The organism is Arthrobacter sp. 2MCAF14, assembly GCF_052115645.1.
Lineage (GTDB): Bacteria > Actinomycetota > Actinomycetes > Actinomycetales > Micrococcaceae > Arthrobacter.
Genome location: NZ_JBFRHB010000014.1, coordinates 1 through 19,271, shown reverse-complemented (window position 1 = coordinate 19,271; position 19,271 = coordinate 1). Strand labels below are relative to the sequence as shown.

Genomic DNA, 19,271 nt, shown 5'->3' with positions numbered 1-19,271 from the left:
TAACCTATGATTTCCTTATGAAGGAAATGACGTTGCGGCAACTCCAGTATTTCGTGGCTGTGGCGGAGTCTCAGTCCATTACCCAGGCCGCTCTCAAGTGCCATGTTTCCCAGGCCGGCATCAGCATCGCTCTTAAGGAACTGGAGTCCGCTCTGGGCGTGCAGTTGGCCATCCGGCGCAAGTCCAAGGGCGTGTACCTCACGCCGGCGGGCAGCATCGTAGCCACCCGCGCCCGCGCCATCATCAGCGAAACCCAGCACCTGATCGCGGCCCTGGATGCCGGCACCGAGGGGTACGCTGGCACCTTCACCGTGGGCTGCTTTACCACTCTGTCCATGCTGATCCTGCCGGAGGTAGCCGAGTTCTTCGCCCGCAAGCACCCCAACGTGACCCTGGAATTCGTGGAGGGCTCTGGCCCGGAGATTCAGGAGAAGATGCTGCGCGGCCAGATCGACGTCTGCTTCATCTATGAAGTCCAACGGCACCCCGAGGTTGAGGCCGTCATCCTGTGCAGGCGCGAGTTCCTGGTGGCACTATCGCCCGATCATCCGCTGGCGGACCGGGAATCCATTGACCTCCGTGATCTGGCCTCCTACCCGGCCGCGCTGCTGAACGTGGAGCCGGCTTCCTACCTGAACGAGGCCATGCTGCGCCGCTTCGGGGTAGAACCCAACGTCGCCTACCGCAGCTCCAACGTCAACACCATCCGCGCCATTGTGGGCCGCAACCTCGCTTACTCACTGTTGATGGAAGGCGTGTCCGAGAGCCACGAGAACCGCCCGCTGAAGTACCTGCCCGTCGAACAGGAGACCGGCACCAATTCGCTGCTGGTCGCGTATCCCCGGAGCGTCAGGCTATCCGGACTCTCTCAGGAACTGATCACGCATTGCGCCCGGCACCTGGACCACCATGTGGGCGGAAGCCCGCTCCCCGCAGGGGACTAAGTACCTTGTGGATTAACGACGACGACGGCGGCACCAGCTGCCGTCGTCGTCGTTCACTCTGCAGTGGCCCACCTCGGATGTGTCAGGAAACAGCGATGGTCACTATCGCCTGCCCGGTAGCAGAGGCCTCCGCGGCCAGGCCGGTCTTTGAGGTGACCGCCCGGGAAACGCAGCAGGCCATTTTCTCCGTGGCACTCTTCTGCCGGGCACTGTAGAAGACATCGCGATGGTCGATGTCGCCCTCAAGCTGGAGGATCCTGACCTCGCAGAGGCCACACTCGCCCTTGCGGCAGTCGAACATCATGTCGGCCCCGGCGTCCTCAAGGGCTTCGAGCATGGAGTGTCCCGCCCCCACCGGAACCTGTAGTCCCAGGCTCGGGATCTTGACGATGAATTCCTCCGGGTCATACCAGCCGCTGTTGCCAAACGTCTCAAAGCGGAGATTGGGATAGCTTAGCTCACGCTCGGTCCAGGTGCGGCGGACGGCGTCCATGAGCCGGATTGGACCGCACATGTACAGTTCCGTGTCTTCCGTGGTGCCGGCCACGAGCTCGTTCACGTCCAGGGATGTGCCTTCGTCATCGATGTGGACCACGAGGTTCGCGCCGTGAAGCTCGTGCAGTTCCTCCAGGTAGGCCATGGCCGTCCGGGTGCGGCCTGCATACACGAAGGTGTAGTCCGCTTTGAGGTTTCTGAGCACCCGGGCCATGTTGATCATGGCTGTTATGCCAATCCCGCCTGCCAGCAGGGTGTACCGTCGTGCGCCCACGCGGAGCGGGAAGTTCTGCAGCGGCTGGGTGATCTCCAGCTGGTCCCCCGGCTGGAGTGTGTGGATGAAACGGGAGCCGCCGCGGGACAGAGGCGCTTTCAACACGCTGATCACAAGACGGGCGCCGTCCTCGCTTGACTCCACGATGGAGTAGGAGCGTTTGTCCTCGTGTCCGTCGATGTTGACCATGACGTCGACATGCGAGCCCGGTTCGGCCTTCTTGGGCTGGGACGGCTCTATCACGACGCGCTTGATATCTGTCGCGACGCTCCGGACCTCGACGACCGTTCCCAGCTGCCAGACCTCAATATTTGTTGCTGCCATTGCTTGTTCACACCTGTCTCGTAACTGGTCGTCCCCTGCTAGGCGACGGGAACCATGCGGCCTTCGGATTCGAGCTGGCGTTCGATGAGGCGCCGCACCCACATGCCGCCTGCGTCGATGTTGAGGTTGTAGAACTCGTAGTCCGGGTTGGCATCGATGGCCGTCTGCTGCGCAGCGAGCATGGCCTCGTCTTCCCCGAATACGCCGTGCACGCCCTCACGCAGTTGGGTGGTGATGAGCTGGCTGTCCAGGCGGTAGTTGCGCATGAACGCCCAGAAGTAGTGGCAGGACTTGTCGTTTTCGGGCGTGATCGCGTTCATCACGAACCCGTTGACCCCTTGGCTGCGGTCACCTTCGAAGGCGCCGGTGCCGGCCTTGGCAACTCCGACGTCGATGTTGATGACGGATGGTGACCGGAAGGTGATGATCTGCCAGCGGTCCACTTTGCCTTCGAATCCGGGGAATTTGTCGCGCATGTTCTTGAGCCAGAAGGGAGGTGCGTCGATGTTGAACATCCATCGGGACACCGTTACGGTCCCGTCGTCGTGGGTGACCGTGAAGTCCGATTCACTCAGCTCGTCCTGGCCGATCGAGGAGGAGTGGATGAATTCCTCGTGCGTGAGGTCCATGAGGTTGTCCAGGACCAGCTGGAAGTTGCACGGGGCGTAGATGGTTTCGCCATCTCCTGCCCATTCCGGGGAGTCCAGCTGGTGCATGTCCGGAACCAGTCCCGGGTCGGCTTTGGTGGGGTCCCCGAGCCACACCCAGACATAGCGGTGGCGCTCGACGACGGGGAAGGACGGCACGGTAGCGCTGGGATTGATGGTCTCTTGCGCCGGCATGGAGACGCAGCGACCGGCGGAGTTGTAGACGATGCCATGGTACGGGCACTGGATCTGGTCCTTGGCGAGGGTCTTGCCCATGGACAGCGGGGCCAGCCGGTGCCAGCACGCGTCAGCCAGGGCCACCGCTTTGCCGTCCTCTGTGCGGTACAGCGCCAGCGAGCGGCCGGCCACCTTGCGCGGCATCGGCTTGCGTGTCACTTCCTTGTCCCAGGCGGCGACGTACCAGACGTTCAGCGGGTAGCCGAGGACCTTGTTGGTGGTGGAGCTCTGGGTCCGGACTTCAGTCACGGTTCTTCCTTCCAGTCGCCGGGCCGGCGTCGGCGATGACGCCGCCGGGTGGGTCGTGTTGGAATGCTGTGTTTCGCCCTGCTATGAATGAATACCTATGTCCATAGTTAGTGCGTTGGATCACAGACTATCTATAGATATAGTTATTGGCAAGAGCTAGGAATGGGGTCATCCATGAGTCTTCGGTACGCGCTGCTGGCATTGCTGTCTGTTGAGCCAATGACCGGTTACGACTTGTCCAAGCGTTTCGAGTCGTCGGTGGCCTACGTCTGGCACGCCCCCGATTCGCAGATCTATCCGGAGTTGCGGAAGATGGAAAAGGACGGGCTGCTGGCCGGCGAGGAAATCCCCTGGGGGCCGCGCGGCAAAAAGACGCAATACCGGATCACCGCGGAAGGCCGGGCAGCCTTCCGGGAATGGATGAATACGCCCCTGGAGTACTCCCGTGAGCGCGATCCCGTTCACCTCAAGGCGGCCTACCTGGAATGGGCGGACCCTGACGCCGCTCGAGCCCACATGCGGGCACACATCGACTGCCACACGCTGCGCCGAGAGCAGTGGGCAGGGATGATCGAGGAACTGAAGAACGGCACGAACGTCATGCTGAGAAAACGGCTGGCCGTGACTCCGGAGGCAGACCGCCGTCGCACCTTGGAGTACAAGATCTTCACCTACGAGGGCTTGGTTGCCCGCGCGGACACCGAAATAGAATGGGCCCGCCGCGGACTGGAACTCATCGACTCCCTGGACGAAGCACCATGACCGCAGCGGGGCTCAGCATGTCGGTTTTTGGAGTCCTGACCTTTTAATTTCCGGGGTATTGCTGGCGCAGGACTGCCTTGGGGTTCTCACCGGTACCGTCCACGAGAGGTCGACCCCTATGACTTGTAGCGCGCTACCTGGCCGCCCGGATGCGCTCGCGCCTGCTCTTCGCTGATGGCATGTTCGTTCCGGACCTTGATGATCGCGCGCGGCACCTCACCCCGGCTAGTGGCGAGTGCCAGTTCCTGGCTCGTCGCGGCTTGCGGAGCGTCCATGCCCGTCTCTTCGACATGAACCCCAAACCCTGCGCCTGAGAGATGACATCTAGCAGGCCATGGTTGTCCTCGACTATAAGCCAGTACCGTGTGATGCCATCTCTGCGGAAGTCATCGGTTCCTGCCATGACCTGTGGTGCGTCGAGCGGTTCTTCCGGATGAGCAAAACGGACCTGCGCGAGGCCCAAATTCCACCGCAGGCGCGATGCGATCGAGGCAGGCCTGGCGATCGCGTTCCTTGCGCTTGTCATCTTCGGGACTCTTCGAATCAGGACAGGGCTCGCGGTTCCCAAGGTCATCAAACAGCTCCGGCCCTGCGCTCAGCGACCATCACCTTCAACGGCACCACAAAGAGATTCTCCCCAGACCTCGACGCCGAGCGGCATGCCAACCTCGGGGCAACCCGAATGAGCTAAGTCAGGGCCAGCACCCTTGCCCATATGCCGGTTAGCCCCTTTCGGGCTTGACATCCTGCACGCGGGGCTTGAACATTGTGCTAAATGCATTTAGCCCGGATTGCGGACAGCATCTTGTGAATTCAGTTCAGAACAAAGACAAAGGAGCCCTTCATGCCTTCCGCCACCCTCGGGACACGGGAATCCGATGCAACGCACCGGCGGGTGGTGGCCGGATGACCTTCGAGAAAGACGACCACTGGGTGTGGGATTTCTGGATCGCCGACGATGGCGAGGCATACCATCTGTACTACCTACAGGCCCCGAAATCGCTCGGCCACCCCGACCTTCGACACCGCAACGCATCCATCGGCCATGCCACCTCCGCGGATCTGCGTATTTGGCGGGACCACGGCACGGTCCTCGTCCACGGAGGACCGTCGGAACCGGATGCCTCGGCAACCTGGACGGGAAGTGTTGTGCGTGGCGATGATGGGCTCTGGCGGATGTTCTACACCGGTTCGAGATTCCTGCGTTCGGACGCGATCACTAATATCGAGACCATTTGCGTAGCGGTTTCGCCCGACCTGCATGCTTGGCACAAGTCCGCTGACTTCGCCCTGAATGCTGATCCGCGCTGCTATGAAACCTTGGACGACGGCGTCTGGCACGAAGAGGCTTGGCGCGACCCTTGGGTATTTCAGAGTTTGCCGGGATCCTGGCATATGCTCATCACTGCCCGCGGCCGGAGTGGAACAGGCGAACGAAACCGAGGTGTTATCGGATATGCGCGTTCCGACGACCTTGAGAACTGGAGTGTGGGCGCAGCGCTGACGGGAAGTGCTGGGTTTGCTCACCTCGAAGTTCCCCAGATCGTCGAGCTGTCCGGGAGCCACTGGCTGCTTTTTTCGTGCGACGGGAGTCATCTCGCCGGGCCGCGGGCGGGGCTACCAGGCGGCATATGGCTCGCCCCGGCAGTCTCCCCGCTCGGTCCCTTCGACCTCGACCAGGCCAGACTTCTGGCAGACGAGCACCTCTATAGTGGTCGGATCGTGCATAACCGTTCAGGGCGTCCGGTTCTTCTTGCCTTCGAGAACCTTTCCGGCACCGGTGACTTCGGCGGGCGCATTTCCGATCCGCGCGAGGTGGAATGGGATGGTCAGGCTTTTGTGCTCGCCTCAAAGCCTCAAGAGAGGCAGGCCGTTAGGTGACGCATACACAGACACAAGGAATCGTCGCATCTGGGTACGAGCCGGTGGCCGAAGCTTTCGCCCGAGCCTTCTCCGGCCGTCCAACGATGGGTGCAGCCCTGGCCGTCCTCGTCGGCGGAGAAACCGTGGTGGACCTCTGGGGCGGAGTCGCCGATGAAAGAACGGGATCGCTGTGGGAGCAAGGCACGGCTACCGTGGTGTTTTCCTGTACCAAAGGACTCGTCTCGATCCTTGCCGCCCGGCTGGTCCAGGAAGGCCGGCTGTGCTACGACGCCCCCGTCCACCGCTACTGGCCCGAGTTCGCCACGGCGGGCAAGGGGAATGTCACGGTGGGAGAGCTCCTCGCCCACAGAGCCGGCCTTTCGGCTCCCCGGACTCCATTCACTACCGAGCAGATCCTCGACTGGGACTATGTGACCTCCCGGCTGGCCCTGCAGGACCCCCTCTGGGAACCGGGCACCGGCTATGCCTACCACGCAATCACGCACGGGTGGCTCGCCGGGGAAGTCATCCGCCGTGTCGCATCCGAGTCAATCGGCGACTACTTCGGACGCGCAACGGCTCGGTGGACCGGGGACGCCTGGATCGGGCTACCGGCCTCCGAATCGCATCGGGTCGCGCACGTCCAAGTGAGTGAGAGCCAAGCGCAAGCCGGGCGCGCGCTTGCGGACATGCCGGATCGGTGGAACCTGCAGGCGATGACTCTCGGGGGTGCGCTGCCACCTGAGCTCGTCGGGGACAACACCGGTTTCAACGACCCGCGAGTGCGCGCAGCTCAGATTCCTGGAGCCGGAGGTGTGGCCACCGCACATGCCCTCGCGTCTATTTGGTCTGCAACCGTCATTGAAACTGAAGGTGACCGCATCCTTGACGATGTGACGCTTGACCGTGCTCTCCTGCCCATGAGCGAAGGCGTGCCGGTCTACCGTGCGACCGGTCCGTGGCCGCGCTGGGGCGCGGGATTCCAGCTCGACTCCGCGGCCCGCCGCTACCTCAGCCCCCGAAGCTTCGGCCATGATGGCGCCGGCGGACAGGTAGCCTTCGCCGACCCCGATTCGGGGACCGGCTTTGCCTTCCTCACCAACTGGATGGAAGCCGGCGACGATCGCGCGACCCAGATTATTGACGCGCTCCGCACCGTCCATCGGGACTGAGTCGGCCCCGCAAGCTTCCTGCCAAGTCGCACCCTGAAACAAAAAAGACCACTCTTGACAACCTGGGAGAGGTCCGAAACCATAGCTAAATCCATTTAGCAAATTTTTCAACCTTAGCCCCTACACGACGAAGGAGTCACCCGCTATGACACTAAGTACCCTCCGCTCAACCCCGCGTCCGCGGCGGCGAAGCATCGCAGCGGGCGGCCTCGCTGCGCTCGTCTCGGTCGCCTTGGCGGCTTGCGGCGCACCATCGGCCTCCGATTCGCCCTCGGCAGCATCGAACATTTCGGCAGGGTCCGGCACGGGCACCCTGAAGGTCTGGGCGCTGGACGGCCAGTCCGCGGAGAACACCGCGATCCAGAAGATCGTCTCCGACTTCGAATCCACCCACCCGGACATTAAAGTCAAGATGCAGTTCCTGCCAGCCGACTCGTTCGTGAAGGCCCTGCAGACCTCCAGTCCTGCCGACCTTCCCGATGTCCTGGAAGTGGACGGACCGCAGATCGCGAACCTCGCCTACGGACAGAAGATCGCTCCACTGACGGACTACGTCTCAGCGGCCACGGTGGAGAACCAGACCGAAGCCGTCAAAGGCCAGAACACCGTGGATGGAAAACTCTACGCAGTGAGCATGATGAACTCCGGTCTGGCCATGTGGGGCAACAAGAAGCTGCTCGACAAGGCCGGGGTGACGATGCCGAAGACCGCGGCAGAGGCCTGGACGGCAGACGAATTCACCGAGGTCCTCAAGAAGCTCTCCGCCGTGGTGCCGAACGGCAAGCCTCTCGGCATCGCGGAGAACAACGGACTGAGCTCCGAATACGGCATTTACGGCTTCTCTCCGGTCCTGTGGTCCGCCGGGACGCCGATGATAGCCAACGGCAAGGCCTCCGGTGCGCTTGATTCGGACACGGCGGTGAACGCCCTCAAGAAGTTCGCCTCGTGGAAGCAGTTCACCAACCCGGACAGCGACGGCACGGCATTCCAGTCCGGTCAGGTGGCGCTGAACTGGATGGGCAACTGGATGTACCCGGCCTACGACAAGGCACTCGGGAACGACCTCGTCGTGGGCCCGCTGCCCAACTTCGGCAAGGGGGCAAAGACCGGTTCTGGAACGATCGCATGGAGCCTTGGAGGGCACACGAAGAACGGGGCGGCAGCAGGCAAATTGCTTGACTTCCTCATGAGCGATCCCGTCGTTTCCGCTTACACCGCAGCCAATGGGGCGCCCCCGGCGACGAAAACAACCGCGGCCTCCTCACCGCTCTACGGGGCAGGCAAGCCCCTGGCCTTCCTGCGGAACCAGCTCGACGCAGCATGCCCCACCGAGGACCGGCTGACCCAGCAGTGCGTTGCCGTATCGCGTCCCGTGACGGCGGGCTACCCCGTCGTGACGTCATCCTTCGGCAAAGCTCTTACCGCCATCTGGGGCGGGGCTGATGTGGCTGCAAGTCTGCAGGCAGCGGCACGAGCGATCGATCGCGATTTCGCGGACAACAACAACTACAAGTGATTGCTACCGTACGGGGTGGGCTTGCCCACCCCGTACGGTGACCGTCGAAAGCAAGGTTATGACTCTTCTTATTCGATCCGAGGCCCGGCGGACGGCGCCGCCCACCGAGCGGCCGAGGCGACTCTCGTCCCGTGCCATCATGGGCCCCCTGATGGCAGCCCCCGCACTTATCCTTCTCGTGGTCTTCCTCGCCATCCCGTTCTTTGGCGCGATCGCGATGTCGTTCTACCGGCTCCAGCTCAATAGCACCCGCGCCCCCCGATTCATCGGCCTGGAGCAATATTCAAGGCTCTTCACCGACCCTGATATCAGCGCGGCCTTCCTGCATTCGCTGGCCAACAACTTCACCTTCGCTGCCATCGTGGTGCCGGTCCAGACATCGCTGGCACTGGGGCTAGCGCTCCTCGTGAACCGCAAGCTCCGCGGCATGGCAGTCTTCCGCACAGTCTTCTTCATGCCCCTTGTCTTCCCGCTGGCCCTCGTTGCCGTCGTTTGGCGGCTCATTTTCGCACGGGATGACCACGGACTGCTGAATTCCGCAATCTCCCTGTTCGCGGGCGGTTCCATCGGTCCGCACGATTGGCTAGGAAGCAGCGCCACTGCCATGGGGGCGATCATCGTGATGTCGATTTGGCAGAGCGTCAGCTTCCAGATGATCATCCTCCTCGGGGGACTGCAGGCTGTTCCCCATGACCTGTACGAGGCCGCCTCCCTGGACCGCGCTGGACGATGGAGTCAATTCCTGCACGTCACTGTGCCCGGAATTCGAAACACCCTCATCTTCGTGGCCCTGTTGACCACCGTCTTCTCTTTCCGCCTCTTTGACCAGGTGTACCTTCTCGGCCAGAGCGGATCCGTCGATATCGAATCGACCCAAACAATGATGTACCAGGTAATCACCACGGGCTATGACCAGAACAATATCGGCCAAGGCGCAGCCATGGCCGTGGTCTTCCTCATCATCGTCACCATCGTCGCCGTTATCCAACGCCGCCTGGTCCGTCAGGAGGGAAGCATCCGATGAGCCGCGTCCGAAGCATCAAACGTTCCCGGCTGCTCTCAAAGGCCGGACACTATGCCCTGCTTGTCTTCTTCGGCCTGATCTTCTTCGTTCCGGTCTACTACCTGCTGGTCGGAAGCCTCCGGCCTGGCGACAAGGTCCTGGGCGGCCTGAGCGCCTTGGTTCCCGCGGACCTGTCGCTGGACAACTATGCCGGCGTGTTCAACCGGTTCTCCAACGACACCACGGGATATGTGTGGCAGTTCGCCGGGGTCTCCCTGGCGGTGACCGCCATAGTGGTACTCGGAGGCCTCCTCGTGAACTCACTCGCCGGTTACGCGCTAGCGCGGATGAAGTGGCGGGGACGCAACACCGTACTCCTGCTGGTGACCATCATGACAATCATCCCGTTCGAGGCGGTCGCCCTGCCTCTCTACTACATGCTCTCCGGCCAACGGAACACCCTGTACGTCCAGGCCCTGCCTTTCCTGGCCAATGCGTTCTCGATTTTCCTCTTCTACACGTACTTCCTCAGCATCCCCGTAGAAGTTGAAGAAGCAGCAACAATCGACGGCGCTGGACCAGTGCGGACGCTCTTCCAAGTGGTGGCACCCATGAGCCTGCCCGCCTACGCGACTGTCGCGATTCTGACGTTCCTGGGCCAGTGGGGACAATACTTGTGGCCGGTGCTGATGATTACCGACACCAAGCTTCGGCCCCTTCCGCTGGAGCTGAGCGTCTTCCAGAACTCGCAGCCGCCGGAGTGGGGACTGGTGCTCGCGTTCGGTGTCCTTTTCGTGCTGCCGGTGCTAGTTGTCTTCTTGATCTTCCAGAGATCGTTCGTCGCCAGCGTGGCCAGTTCCGGCGTGAAGGGTTGAGCTTCGCGCCCCGATTCCGCCAAATCCCAGGAGAAAATGCACATGACTGAAGTAAATGGATTCGCCGCTGAAGGCTTCGGAGCAGTGGCCGATGCATACCGAGAGAGCGTCGGTGACGGCGGAGACGGATCTGCCCTGAGCATCAGGGTGGACGGTAAGACGGTGGTCGACCTGTGGGCCGGCCTAGCCGACCGGCCAGCGAGAAGACTATGGACGGGTGACACGCCTACCGTGATCTTTTCCTGCACCAAAGGCCTGGTCGCGGTCCTGGCCGCCATCCTCGTTGGCCAGGGCCGGCTCGGGCTGGACAGGCCGGTTGCCGATTACTGGCCGGAGTTCGCGGCTGCTGGCAAGGAGGCGGTCACAGTTCGTCAACTCCTGAGCCACCGCGCCGGGCTTGCCGCGCCCCGCGAAGACATCAGCCTCGAGACCGCGCTCGACTGGCCCTCGATTGTATCCGTCCTGGCCTCGCAGGAACCGCTGTGGAAACCCGGAACGGCGTATGGCTACCACGCATTGACTTACGGCTGGTACGTAGGCGAGGTCATCCGCCGCATTACCGGTACCAGCGTGGGCTCGTTCCTGCAACAGTCCGTCAGTGGTCCGTTGGGGACCGACGCATGGATCGGGGTCCCGCCGTCGGTGGAGCCGCGGGTGGCCAGACTCCATGCGGGGGACAGCATCCAGAATCCGCCAGCGGCCGGCGCCCGGCAACCAGATGAGGACGACCTCTACTGGGCCGGCCGGACGATGACGCTGGGAACGGCCTTCCCGCCCGAGCTAGTGGTTGCAGGCGCAGGATTCGACTCGTCCGAGGTGCATCAGGCCGAAGTTCCGGGCGCAGGCGGAATCGCCACCGCCGCAGGCCTCGCCACGATCTGGTCGGCGACAGTGGCTCCGACGGAGGGCGTGACCCTCATGGATAGCGATGTCCTCAACGATATGACCCAGGTCCAGAGCGAGGGGGAGCCCGTTTGGTGGCTTCCTGGCCCGTACCCTCGATGGGGAACTGGGTTCATGCTCTCGTCTCCACGCCGGGAGTTCCTCACGTCCTCTTCGTTCGGACACGACGGCGCGGGAGGTCAGGTCGCTTTCGCAGATCCCGTTCATAACGTCGGCTTTGGCTACGTCACGAACACCCTCGAAAACCAAGACGATCCACGGGCGAGATCTATCGTGCGAGCCCTGCGAAGAATCATGGAAGCCTAGCCAATGACCGATGAACGCTCAATCAACGGCATCGGAACCAGCCGCTCGCCTGGAACCGCATCATCGGATAGCAGCAAACCGACCGCATCCCTGCCCATCTGTTCGTGGGGGAGGGCAACCGTGGTGAGGCCCGGACGTAGATATGAGGCCAGTTCGTCGTTATCGAATGACACGAGCGAAATGTCGTTCGGAATCCGAAGACCCTTCTCCTGAAGCGCCTGATAAGCGCCGAACGCGAGCCGGTCGTTCATGCACAGCAGAGCGCGGATATCCGGGTGCCGACGGAGGATTTTCTTCGCCGCCGTATACCCGGTATCCGCGTCCCAGAGCCAGACTGATTCCCAGACAGCGACTTCGATGCCGTGCTCGGTGAGGGAGTCTCTAATTCCCGCCACCCGGCGATTGACGGCGACGGAACGGAACAGGCCCCGCTCGGTCTCTTCGGAGTACCCAAGCACGGCCACCTTGTTGGCGATGCCGTGGCGGGCGAGTACTTCCACTGCGGTCCTCCCCCCGGTGTACTCGTCGGACAACACACTGACCGCGTGCCCCTGACTCGTGGCGTTCAAGAGAACCGAACGCGTCCCGGCAGGTAGTTCCGGAATGTACAGCTCGCGGGCACGCATTGAGGCAAAGACGATTCCGTCCACCTGCCTATCGAGTACTGCTTCGAGGGCCGAGGCTTCCAGTTTCGCGTCGCCACCGGTCTCGAGCACAAGCATGACATGGCCGGCCGCTCCCGCTGCCGCGAGAGCACCTTCAATCAGGCCGCTTGCAAACCTGGTTGTGGCAACGCGGTCCGAGATGAAACCGATGGTCCGTGTCTTCTGAGTCCTCAACCCCCTTGCCGCTACATTGGGGCGATAGCCCAACTCGGCCGCGGCCGCGAGCACACGCTCGTGCGCATCCTTGGACAGCCGGGTATCCGGACGTCCATTGAGGATCATCGAGGCGGCAGTGGTCGAAAGCCCGGCCAGCTTTGCAACATCTGCCAAAGTAACGCGCTTGGGCGCCATATGCACTCCTTCGGGGCCGCACGTGCCCCCGGGCAGGACAAGGTGCCCTCCCAGTATATTTGCTAAATCCATTCAACCCTGGCTAGCGGCGCCCTGAGCCGCCGCCGCAGTCGCATTCGACGATACTGAAATCCGCCGTCATCGAGAACAGTATCGGATACAGCGGAGGCCCTGACTGAGGCCCAACGACTCCGGTGCGACAAACGGACGGACGGCGCAGCCCATTCATTTCTAAGTTGCCGTTGACAGTCTCGCATTCACGATGCTCTGGGCACGATTCAGCTATTACAAGCGCTTGACCTTGATACACCCGACGTGCTGAACGTCAAGTTCCGAAAGCCCGAGGAGCGAGGCTGCGTCAGCCTTGAGGACCTATCTTATGGCCAAAAATGTACGGCGATTCTGGTGATCCTTTTGGCCGACGGCGAGTCCAGTTCTCATCGATCAGCCAGAGAATGCCTTACACCCGCCTTGGATCGAGGAGTATCTAGTCGACCGCTTGCGACAGCTGCGAGGAGCGCGGCGGTATATCTTTGCGACCAGGACCCCTGGACTCGTTGTTGGTGCCGATTCCGAGCGGCTGCTTCCGTGATTTGCTGTTCATCCAGGCCGACCTTGTGTGGGCTGATCGCCTGCCGGCGCAGGTGCTTGCTGACGGTCTCCCGGCTGATCCTGTACTTGCTGGCCAGCTCCTTAACCCGCGTCCCTGCCTGGTAGTCCTCGGCCAGTGCCGCGGCCTGTTCGGCACTGAGTTAGGTGAAACGGCGGGGGATGGGCGGCTCCTCCCGCACTGTCTCGGGCCTGATCCGGATCTTGTCTATCAAGGAACGAAGTTTGACGGACCCCCTACCTTGTTTCGAATAGGCTTGTAGGACGCCCACCATGGAGGCCTTGCTTGGAACTTGGACTTAGGTTCATGTTCCGGGCAGGGCCTCGATTATTGGAATTGAAAGAGCCACCCCGATGGGGTGGCTCTTTCGTATTCTCCGGCGTCTTCAGCGGGGCGAGCCCGCCGTCCTGCTAGATGAGGGGCGTTTGGATGGTGCGGATGGTGCCGTCGCCAAGGTTGGCGAGTGCCCGTCCTGGGATGCCGCTCTGGCTGAGGTGGGTTCGGGTCAGGGAGACGCCGATCTGTCCGCCTTGCAGGGTTGCGGTTGGACTGAGCAGGGCTCCCCGGCGGTTGGTTTTCATATCGATCTCCCAGCCGCTGAACACACTGGTGCCGAAGTCTTCCACGCTTCCTGCGGCGATGAGGGCACGTTCGTTTCCTCGGGCTGACCGCAGGTAGGTTTTGAGCCATTGGCGTGCGTCCGGGTCCTGAATCAGCTCGGCATCGTCGATGATCAATGCCAGATTTCCGGGTCCTGCGGTCGCATCCGCGAGGTTTTCCACGTTGAGGTTGAGCGGGTCAAACGCGGCCCGGGACCGCTCTGCTTGTTGCCACAAGGGAGAGGCCTGCGGGGCGATGATGACAAGTTCTGTGTCTACGTGCTGCGCGCCAACGCCACGCTCACCTCCACCGTCAGTACCGGTGTCGCGGGCGGCTACAGCACCACGATTAGCGGTGCCGGATTCTCGGCCGGTTCTTACGCGCTCGATCTGACGCTCTACAACTCTGACGGGACCACCGTCGTGTCCCAGCTGGCGCAAAGCGTTGCCGTACAGAATGGCGCGCTGGCGAGCACCTCCGTGACGATCCCGGCAACCACCCCGCCCGGGCTGTACCAGGTTGCCGCCACCTCGGGGGATGCCCGTTTGGCCGCGACGTGGATCGCGGTGTTCCCGAAGCCCACCGTGCCCGCTCCCGTCACCCCGGCCGCCCCGGTGGTAGCTATCGTCCCGGTAGCCCCTTTGCCGACGGACCCCACGGTGAAAGCACCCGCGCCCGCACCGGTTCCGCTGGTCCACCAGATTATTGCCGCACCCGCCACCGACCCCTTCGCGCAACTGGCTAATACCCAGGTTCCTGACCTGAATTCGTCCTCGACCAACGCCGCGAACGGCGGACTCCTCGGCAAAGACCCCACGCCCACCGCCCTCGGGCAAGCGTCGGGATCCCCGAGCAGCCCAGCAACGCAGGACGCCCCCGCTGCGGCGGCCTCAACGCAGGTGAGCACAACTTCGGACTTCCCGTGGTGGATCCTGGTCCTGGTGGCCCTGATCGCTGTCGCGATCGGCCTCGCCGGCGGGTACGGCATCGCTGCGGCCGGCCGCAAGCGACCCTAAGGCAGTGTCTCCGGGCAGCACCGTAACGCGACGCTGTGTGGTTGTCCGGAATATGTCCATCCTTTAGCCTAATTACGAGTCGATTCCTTTTCCGAACATTCAGGTGGTGACCAGCATGGCCGATGTGCGCGTCGATGGCGGGGCCCTGGGCGGCTTTTCCGGGTCGTTGTCCGCCCACGCAGGGGAACTCGAGCGCCGGGTTATGGCGCTGCAAGCCCGTGCAGGCCAGGTACTGGGGACTTCTTGGCAAGGAATCACGGCGGATGAACTCAACGCAACCTTCGGGCGTTGGGTTGACGGGTCCCGTGGCGTGTGGGAAGCACTTACCGCCCTGTCGGGGTTCGCCGGCGTGAGTGCCTCCTCCTTCACCATTACCGACGAAAGCCTGGCCAGAATCGCCGCGGCCGCCACGGGCGCCGCCGGTGTGAAAGTCACGCCGGCGCCGGCGCCGGCGACGCCCGTCCCGTCCCACGGACGCCCCGGTCTGCAATGAGCTCGAAATTCGAAGCAGACGAATCCGAGATCGCCGTTCTTCTGGAGGAACTCGCGGCAGTGACCTCCTACGCCCGGGAACTCCGGATCAGGTAACCTCCGGGTCGGCCACGATCACCGCCGGGTGGGAAGGGGCCGCCGCCCGGGCCTTCGAAACCCAGATGGTCCGGTGGCAGAACGAATCCAACGCCATGATCGCCGAGGTCGATACCTTCATCGGCCAGGTTTCCCATGCCAGAGAGCAGTATGTTCAGGCGGCCGAGGCTTTGAAACAAGGCTGGATCTGAGACCATGCACCTCATTGTCAATACCTCGGCCTACGTTGCGGCATCGGCCGAGTTGTACTCGGCGCAGGTCTTCGTCCATCAGGCGCTCGACGGGCTGGGCAGCGGTCTGGCCGGGGCCGCCCAGATGGCCGGCAACGATGACGCGGGGGTCAAGTTCGCCCACGACTACGACGACGCCGCCCGGAACCTGGTCGGCGGGATCACTGACTCCCTGACCGGTGCCGGGGTGTTGTCGAGGCTCCTGGCGGACACGGCGAATGTGTGGGCCGATGCCGAGCACTATGCTTCGGGCGGGGTCGCGTCGCTCGGTCTTGCCGCCAGTGCGGCCGATACCTCGGACTTGTCCGTGACCTGCTCGGTGGTATCGCCCACGGCGCTGGGCGGGCGGACTGATTTTGTTCCCGAGGGATGGGAATGGGTGCAATCGGTCGTGGGGGCCGTGTGGCCGAATGGGGACACGGGCAAGCTTCGGTCGGCCCAGGAGGCGTGGGAGCGTGCCGGGGATGACCTGCGGAGTGCTTCATGGAAGGTCGACGCCGCCGGCGCGGCGCTTGCCGGGCTGGTGACCCCCGAACTCGGTCTGGTGCAGGCCAAACTTGACCAGTACCGGGGCTACCTGAATGATCTGTCGGCCAGTGCCTATGCGCTGGGTCAGGGTTGCACCTCGTACGCGGAAGGGATCGAGGAAGCCCACACGGCAATCATCAACGAACTCCAGGAACTCCTGATCACCACTGTCGCCCTGGAAGCCGGCGCGGCGCTGTTGGCGGTGTTCACCGTGGGTGCGTCCGAGGTGGTCGGCAACGCTGCCCTTATGGCGCGGATCGGGCTCACCGGTGCACGGGTCAGCGCGATGATCGCCCGGCTGGTGGAAGTCGCGGCGACGGTCGGTGCCAGGCTTGCCGGGATCACCGCGGCCATCACCCGCACGCTGGGCCTGCTCCGTGAGCTCAAGGTCGTCAAAGTCCTCACCTACCTCGGGACCAAGGCCCCGGCCCCGATCCGGGCCATGACCGGGATCAGCTTCAACTCCGCAGTCAGCGTTGGCGTCGACGCCGCCATGCACGGCGGAACACCAGCCAACGCAGCTCATGCCATCCTCCTCGACGGAATCTCACCAGTCGGCGTCGGAGCTGCAGTGAACAGTTTCAAGGCCGGAACGAGGGCTGCCATTGACGCGGAGAAAGTCGCGGTGGCAGCAGAAGGCGGTACTTCTATCGCAGGCAAGCTGCCTGGCTGGATGACCGAAAAGACTCCGCAGTGGATTAAGAACAAGCTTATATCTCCAGCGATGAAGCCTTTTGAGGAGAAGATCTGGCTAGGCCAGGCATTCAACTACGAAAACCGGGCAAGGTACCCCCTCAATGAACTCGTCCTCAGCAACGGCAAACGCCTCGATTCCTACATTCCCGGCGAAGAGATCATTTCCCGGAAATACACCCAGCTCTGGGAAATCCAGGACACCACCGCTCTTGGCTACCTCAAAGAACTTCAAGATAAATACGCACCGGGGGAAATCGCTGCCCGAACCGGAAGGCCAATCGATAGAAAATGGATACTAGAGGTTCCGCCTCAAATTAATCCAATTCCTCAAAACGTATTGGATTATGCAACTAAGGACGAAATAACCATTCGCGATATCAGCGGTAAGCTGTATAATGATCCTTACAAATAACCAACCGGCGCTGACGAGAGCCAGGAATTGAAGATATGAAGTATGTGTACGGCCAGCGTTGGCACCCCACCCGCAACCAACCCACCGAGGCCTTCGACGAGGCCGAGGCTCGTGCGAGATTCAACGGGGAACGTCGCAAGCCGGATTGGTTCACGGTAGCTGCATTCGCAGACGACGCAATCCAAGAACAAGTGCCTGAGTTTTACGCCGAAGTTACACCACGCGGGGCCTATGCCAAAGTGTTCTTTATTGATCCCTTCGGATCTATTCACTATATTTTCGGTTTTCGCAAGACCGGGGACCGGCTATTCCTCGAATACATTACCAGTTACGCCTACCCCGACATGACGAAGCACTACGGTCAGAATGAGTGCATCAAGATCGTGTCCATGTATTACAAGACGGACGGCATTGTTGAGGTTGAAACAAATGACAAGTCACAGCGGGATATCTCTGTCGTTCACTATAGGGACGTCGACGTGTCCGCTCACTGGGAGCCGATCCCGGAGTTTGGGAACTGGGAGTCGTTGGGTCGTTTCAACGGCCGGTGGAACCCACTGAGCTAGTTTATGAATGAACGAATAAATGAGCTGCCGAGCGTATTAGGCAATTCATTTGCCTCCGGCTACTCCCTTTTCGAGAGAGGACCTTCGGGGATGCCAGGAAGGCGCGTGTAAGGGATTCTTTGACTTGTTCCGGCAAAAACAACAGCCAAGCGTGGCCAGCTCCCCAGCCGTCGGTTACAGGTTCCTGGAGGAAGCGGTGCCTGTTGAGAAGCTTGACGGGTGGGGCGTGCTGCAGGAAGCGTTCACCCACATCGTCGGCTTGTCCGGCCTCGGCCACCTTTTCCTCGTGAACGCCGGGACCGATGAGTACGCGGTGCATCATCCGGTTCTGGGCGGGTACAAGTCTTACGGCTCGTTTGACTCGCTCAGTGCTTTCGAGAGTTCCATCCTTATGGAACCTGGCTTCGCGATTCTGGTGCTCAGGCTTGACCTTCAGCGAGAGATCGCAGCGCGGCTAGGTTCGCTCGAAGGAGACCAGGTCTACATCCCTACCCCGTACCCATTCCTGGGCGGCGACGACAACGACCCTACCTCTTACAACAAGGGTGATGTGTGGGTGTTCCTGTCGATCGTTCACCAGATGCTTTATTGACGGCGGACAAAGTTGTCCCGAACAAGCCTGCTCCGCGCCTTTTCACAATTGAACAGGCGGCCACGGAACTGAACATCGGCCAACCCTTGATACGCGCCTTGCTGAAGAACGTTGAACTGCGTGGTTTTCAGTTGGGCGGGAGGAGCATCTGGCGCATCGGGGCCGATGATCTGCAGAACTACATCGACGATGCATACAGGAAGACAGGGGAACGAATTGCGGCCGGCGACCTTGATGAGTCGCCGACTGAAGAAGTCTGATCGCTGGCCGCTCATTCGAGAGCCGTGAAGACTGGAATGAAAATGGGGAAGGAATTGGCCTGGATCTAGGCAAACGTACAGAAACCGCCCTCCGCGAAAAAGCACTCTCCGTCAGCCTGGTACATCGAGCATCAGTAGCTCGCCGACTTGGCAATTGAGTTCCTCGCAGATCGCCGTAAGTGTGGAGAACCGGATGGCTCTGGCCCGGTCGCTTTTCAGGACGTGCAGATTCACTTGAGTGATGCCGATTCGGCGACTGAGTTCGGCCACGGTCATTCCCCGTTCTGCCAGGAGCTCGTCAAGCCTGCAGTGGATCCCGGTTGTGTCGTCGACTAGCATCAGACCAGACCCTTGGTATCTAGCCTCTAAAATTTCGAGACTTCGAGAACTAGGATTTCTAATGGGTGAAAAAATAATAGAATTACAAAACACTTTAGGGGCTCATCGCATTTGAGGGTGTAGCCGGGGTCTGAATCCGCCGGTCTCGAGGAGTGATCGGGCGATGTAGTTGGCAAGGTTCCGGAAGCCGAGGGCGGAGCCGCGGAGGTGTTCGAGCCTGCCATTGAGCGCTTCCGTGGGGCCGTTGC

General features: G+C 61.8%; 22 protein-coding genes and 1 pseudogene. 16 read left to right on the top strand and 7 right to left on the bottom strand.

Features of this window, described 5'->3' with window-relative positions:
• The first annotated feature begins 17 nt into the window (after positions 1 to 17).
• On the top strand, positions 18 to 944 hold the full coding sequence (locus AB4074_RS11450; protein ID WP_441413479.1) for a LysR family transcriptional regulator: 927 nt from the start codon (positions 18 to 20) through the stop codon (positions 942 to 944).
• 82 nt (positions 945 to 1,026) lie between these two features.
• Here the strand turns inward: AB4074_RS11450 and AB4074_RS11445 are convergent, their stop codons facing one another.
• Positions 1,027 to 2,037 (bottom strand): PDR/VanB family oxidoreductase, encoded by a 1,011-nt coding sequence (locus tag AB4074_RS11445; RefSeq protein WP_441413478.1) that lies wholly within the window; start codon positions 2,035 to 2,037, stop codon positions 1,027 to 1,029.
• A gap of 38 nt (positions 2,038 to 2,075) precedes the next feature.
• A complete protein-coding gene (locus AB4074_RS11440) occupies positions 2,076 to 3,170 on the bottom strand; it encodes an aromatic ring-hydroxylating dioxygenase subunit alpha (protein WP_441413477.1) in 1,095 nt (364 codons plus the stop codon).
• Positions 3,171 to 3,344: 174 nt separating this feature from the next.
• Here AB4074_RS11440 and AB4074_RS11435 point away from each other — a divergent pair, with 174 nt between their 5' ends.
• Positions 3,345 to 3,932, top strand: a complete 588-nt coding sequence (locus AB4074_RS11435) for a PadR family transcriptional regulator (RefSeq protein WP_441413476.1) — start codon at positions 3,345 to 3,347, stop codon at positions 3,930 to 3,932.
• Positions 3,933 to 4,048: 116 nt separating this feature from the next.
• On the opposite strand, the gene AB4074_RS11430 is transcribed toward AB4074_RS11435, so the two are convergent.
• The gene (locus AB4074_RS11430) at positions 4,049 to 4,207 is read right to left on the bottom strand and encodes a hypothetical protein (protein ID WP_441413475.1); all 159 of its coding nucleotides are present in this window, start codon (positions 4,205 to 4,207) and stop codon (positions 4,049 to 4,051) included.
• Between the two features lie 101 nt (positions 4,208 to 4,308).
• Here AB4074_RS11430 and AB4074_RS11425 point away from each other — a divergent pair.
• The 7 genes and pseudogenes from AB4074_RS11425 to AB4074_RS11395 all read left to right on the top strand — a co-directional run.
• Positions 4,309 to 4,623: pseudogene (locus AB4074_RS11425) on the top strand (IS1634 family transposase); the annotation flags it as partial.
• 215 nt (positions 4,624 to 4,838) lie between these two features.
• Positions 4,839 to 5,813 (top strand): glycosyl hydrolase family 32, encoded by a 975-nt coding sequence (locus AB4074_RS11420; protein ID WP_441413474.1) that lies wholly within the window; start codon positions 4,839 to 4,841, stop codon positions 5,811 to 5,813.
• Positions 5,810 to 6,967, top strand: coding sequence for a serine hydrolase domain-containing protein (locus AB4074_RS11415; protein ID WP_441413473.1), 1,158 nt, complete (start codon positions 5,810 to 5,812; stop codon positions 6,965 to 6,967). Before AB4074_RS11420 ends, AB4074_RS11415 begins: the two co-directional genes overlap by 4 nt.
• A gap of 145 nt (positions 6,968 to 7,112) precedes the next feature.
• Positions 7,113 to 8,483, top strand: a complete 1,371-nt coding sequence (locus tag AB4074_RS11410) for an ABC transporter substrate-binding protein (RefSeq protein ID WP_441413472.1) — start codon at positions 7,113 to 7,115, stop codon at positions 8,481 to 8,483.
• A gap of 58 nt (positions 8,484 to 8,541) precedes the next feature.
• Entirely contained in the window at positions 8,542 to 9,507 is a 966-nt protein-coding gene (locus AB4074_RS11405; RefSeq protein ID WP_441413471.1) for a carbohydrate ABC transporter permease, read from the top strand.
• Positions 9,504 to 10,361 (top strand): carbohydrate ABC transporter permease, encoded by an 858-nt coding sequence (locus AB4074_RS11400; RefSeq protein ID WP_441413470.1) that lies wholly within the window; start codon positions 9,504 to 9,506, stop codon positions 10,359 to 10,361. The genes AB4074_RS11405 and AB4074_RS11400 overlap by 4 nt, the downstream gene beginning before the upstream one ends.
• A gap of 42 nt (positions 10,362 to 10,403) precedes the next feature.
• Positions 10,404 to 11,570, top strand: a complete 1,167-nt coding sequence (locus AB4074_RS11395) for a serine hydrolase domain-containing protein (protein WP_441413469.1) — start codon at positions 10,404 to 10,406, stop codon at positions 11,568 to 11,570.
• Here the strand turns inward: AB4074_RS11395 and AB4074_RS11390 are convergent.
• Together AB4074_RS11390 and AB4074_RS11385 are read right to left on the bottom strand one after the other, a co-directional pair.
• The gene (locus tag AB4074_RS11390; RefSeq protein WP_441413468.1) at positions 11,567 to 12,586 is read right to left on the bottom strand and encodes a LacI family DNA-binding transcriptional regulator; all 1,020 of its coding nucleotides are present in this window, start codon (positions 12,584 to 12,586) and stop codon (positions 11,567 to 11,569) included. The two genes, AB4074_RS11395 and AB4074_RS11390, sit on opposite strands and share 4 nt — an antisense overlap.
• Before the next feature lie 1,020 nt (positions 12,587 to 13,606).
• Positions 13,607 to 14,032, bottom strand: coding sequence for a hypothetical protein (locus AB4074_RS11385; RefSeq protein WP_441413467.1), 426 nt, complete (start codon positions 14,030 to 14,032; stop codon positions 13,607 to 13,609).
• Positions 14,033 to 14,074: 42 nt separating this feature from the next.
• Between AB4074_RS11385 and AB4074_RS11380 the strand changes: the two genes are divergently transcribed.
• From AB4074_RS11380 to AB4074_RS11350, 7 genes are all read left to right on the top strand, one after another.
• Positions 14,075 to 14,812, top strand: coding sequence for a hypothetical protein (locus tag AB4074_RS11380; protein WP_441413466.1), 738 nt, complete (start codon positions 14,075 to 14,077; stop codon positions 14,810 to 14,812).
• 115 nt (positions 14,813 to 14,927) lie between these two features.
• The gene (locus AB4074_RS11375) at positions 14,928 to 15,305 is read left to right on the top strand and encodes a WXG100 family type VII secretion target (RefSeq protein WP_441413548.1); all 378 of its coding nucleotides are present in this window, start codon (positions 14,928 to 14,930) and stop codon (positions 15,303 to 15,305) included.
• Between the two features lie 112 nt (positions 15,306 to 15,417).
• On the top strand, positions 15,418 to 15,591 hold the full coding sequence (locus AB4074_RS11370; RefSeq protein WP_441413547.1) for a hypothetical protein: 174 nt from the start codon (positions 15,418 to 15,420) through the stop codon (positions 15,589 to 15,591).
• Between the two features lie 4 nt (positions 15,592 to 15,595).
• Positions 15,596 to 17,266, top strand: a complete 1,671-nt coding sequence (locus AB4074_RS11365; protein WP_441413465.1) for a WXG100-like domain-containing protein — start codon at positions 15,596 to 15,598, stop codon at positions 17,264 to 17,266.
• Between the two features lie 35 nt (positions 17,267 to 17,301).
• Complete coding sequence (locus tag AB4074_RS11360; RefSeq protein WP_441413464.1) at positions 17,302 to 17,832, top strand: hypothetical protein; 531 nt, start codon at positions 17,302 to 17,304, stop codon at positions 17,830 to 17,832.
• A gap of 151 nt (positions 17,833 to 17,983) precedes the next feature.
• The gene (locus AB4074_RS11355) at positions 17,984 to 18,424 is read left to right on the top strand and encodes a T6SS immunity protein Tdi1 domain-containing protein (protein WP_441413463.1); all 441 of its coding nucleotides are present in this window, start codon (positions 17,984 to 17,986) and stop codon (positions 18,422 to 18,424) included.
• Positions 18,385 to 18,684 carry a helix-turn-helix domain-containing protein gene (locus tag AB4074_RS11350; protein ID WP_441413462.1) on the top strand — a complete coding sequence of 100 codons (300 nt, stop codon included), beginning with the start codon at positions 18,385 to 18,387 and terminating at the stop codon, positions 18,682 to 18,684. Before AB4074_RS11355 ends, AB4074_RS11350 begins: the two co-directional genes overlap by 40 nt.
• Before the next feature lie 111 nt (positions 18,685 to 18,795).
• Here the strand turns inward: AB4074_RS11350 and AB4074_RS11345 are convergent, their stop codons facing one another.
• Complete coding sequence (locus AB4074_RS11345) at positions 18,796 to 19,023, bottom strand: helix-turn-helix domain-containing protein (RefSeq protein WP_441413461.1); 228 nt, start codon at positions 19,021 to 19,023, stop codon at positions 18,796 to 18,798.
• 102 nt (positions 19,024 to 19,125) lie between these two features.
• The coding region (locus tag AB4074_RS11340) for a transposase (RefSeq protein WP_441412282.1) at positions 19,126 to 19,271 on the bottom strand (146 nt) is incomplete at its 5' end.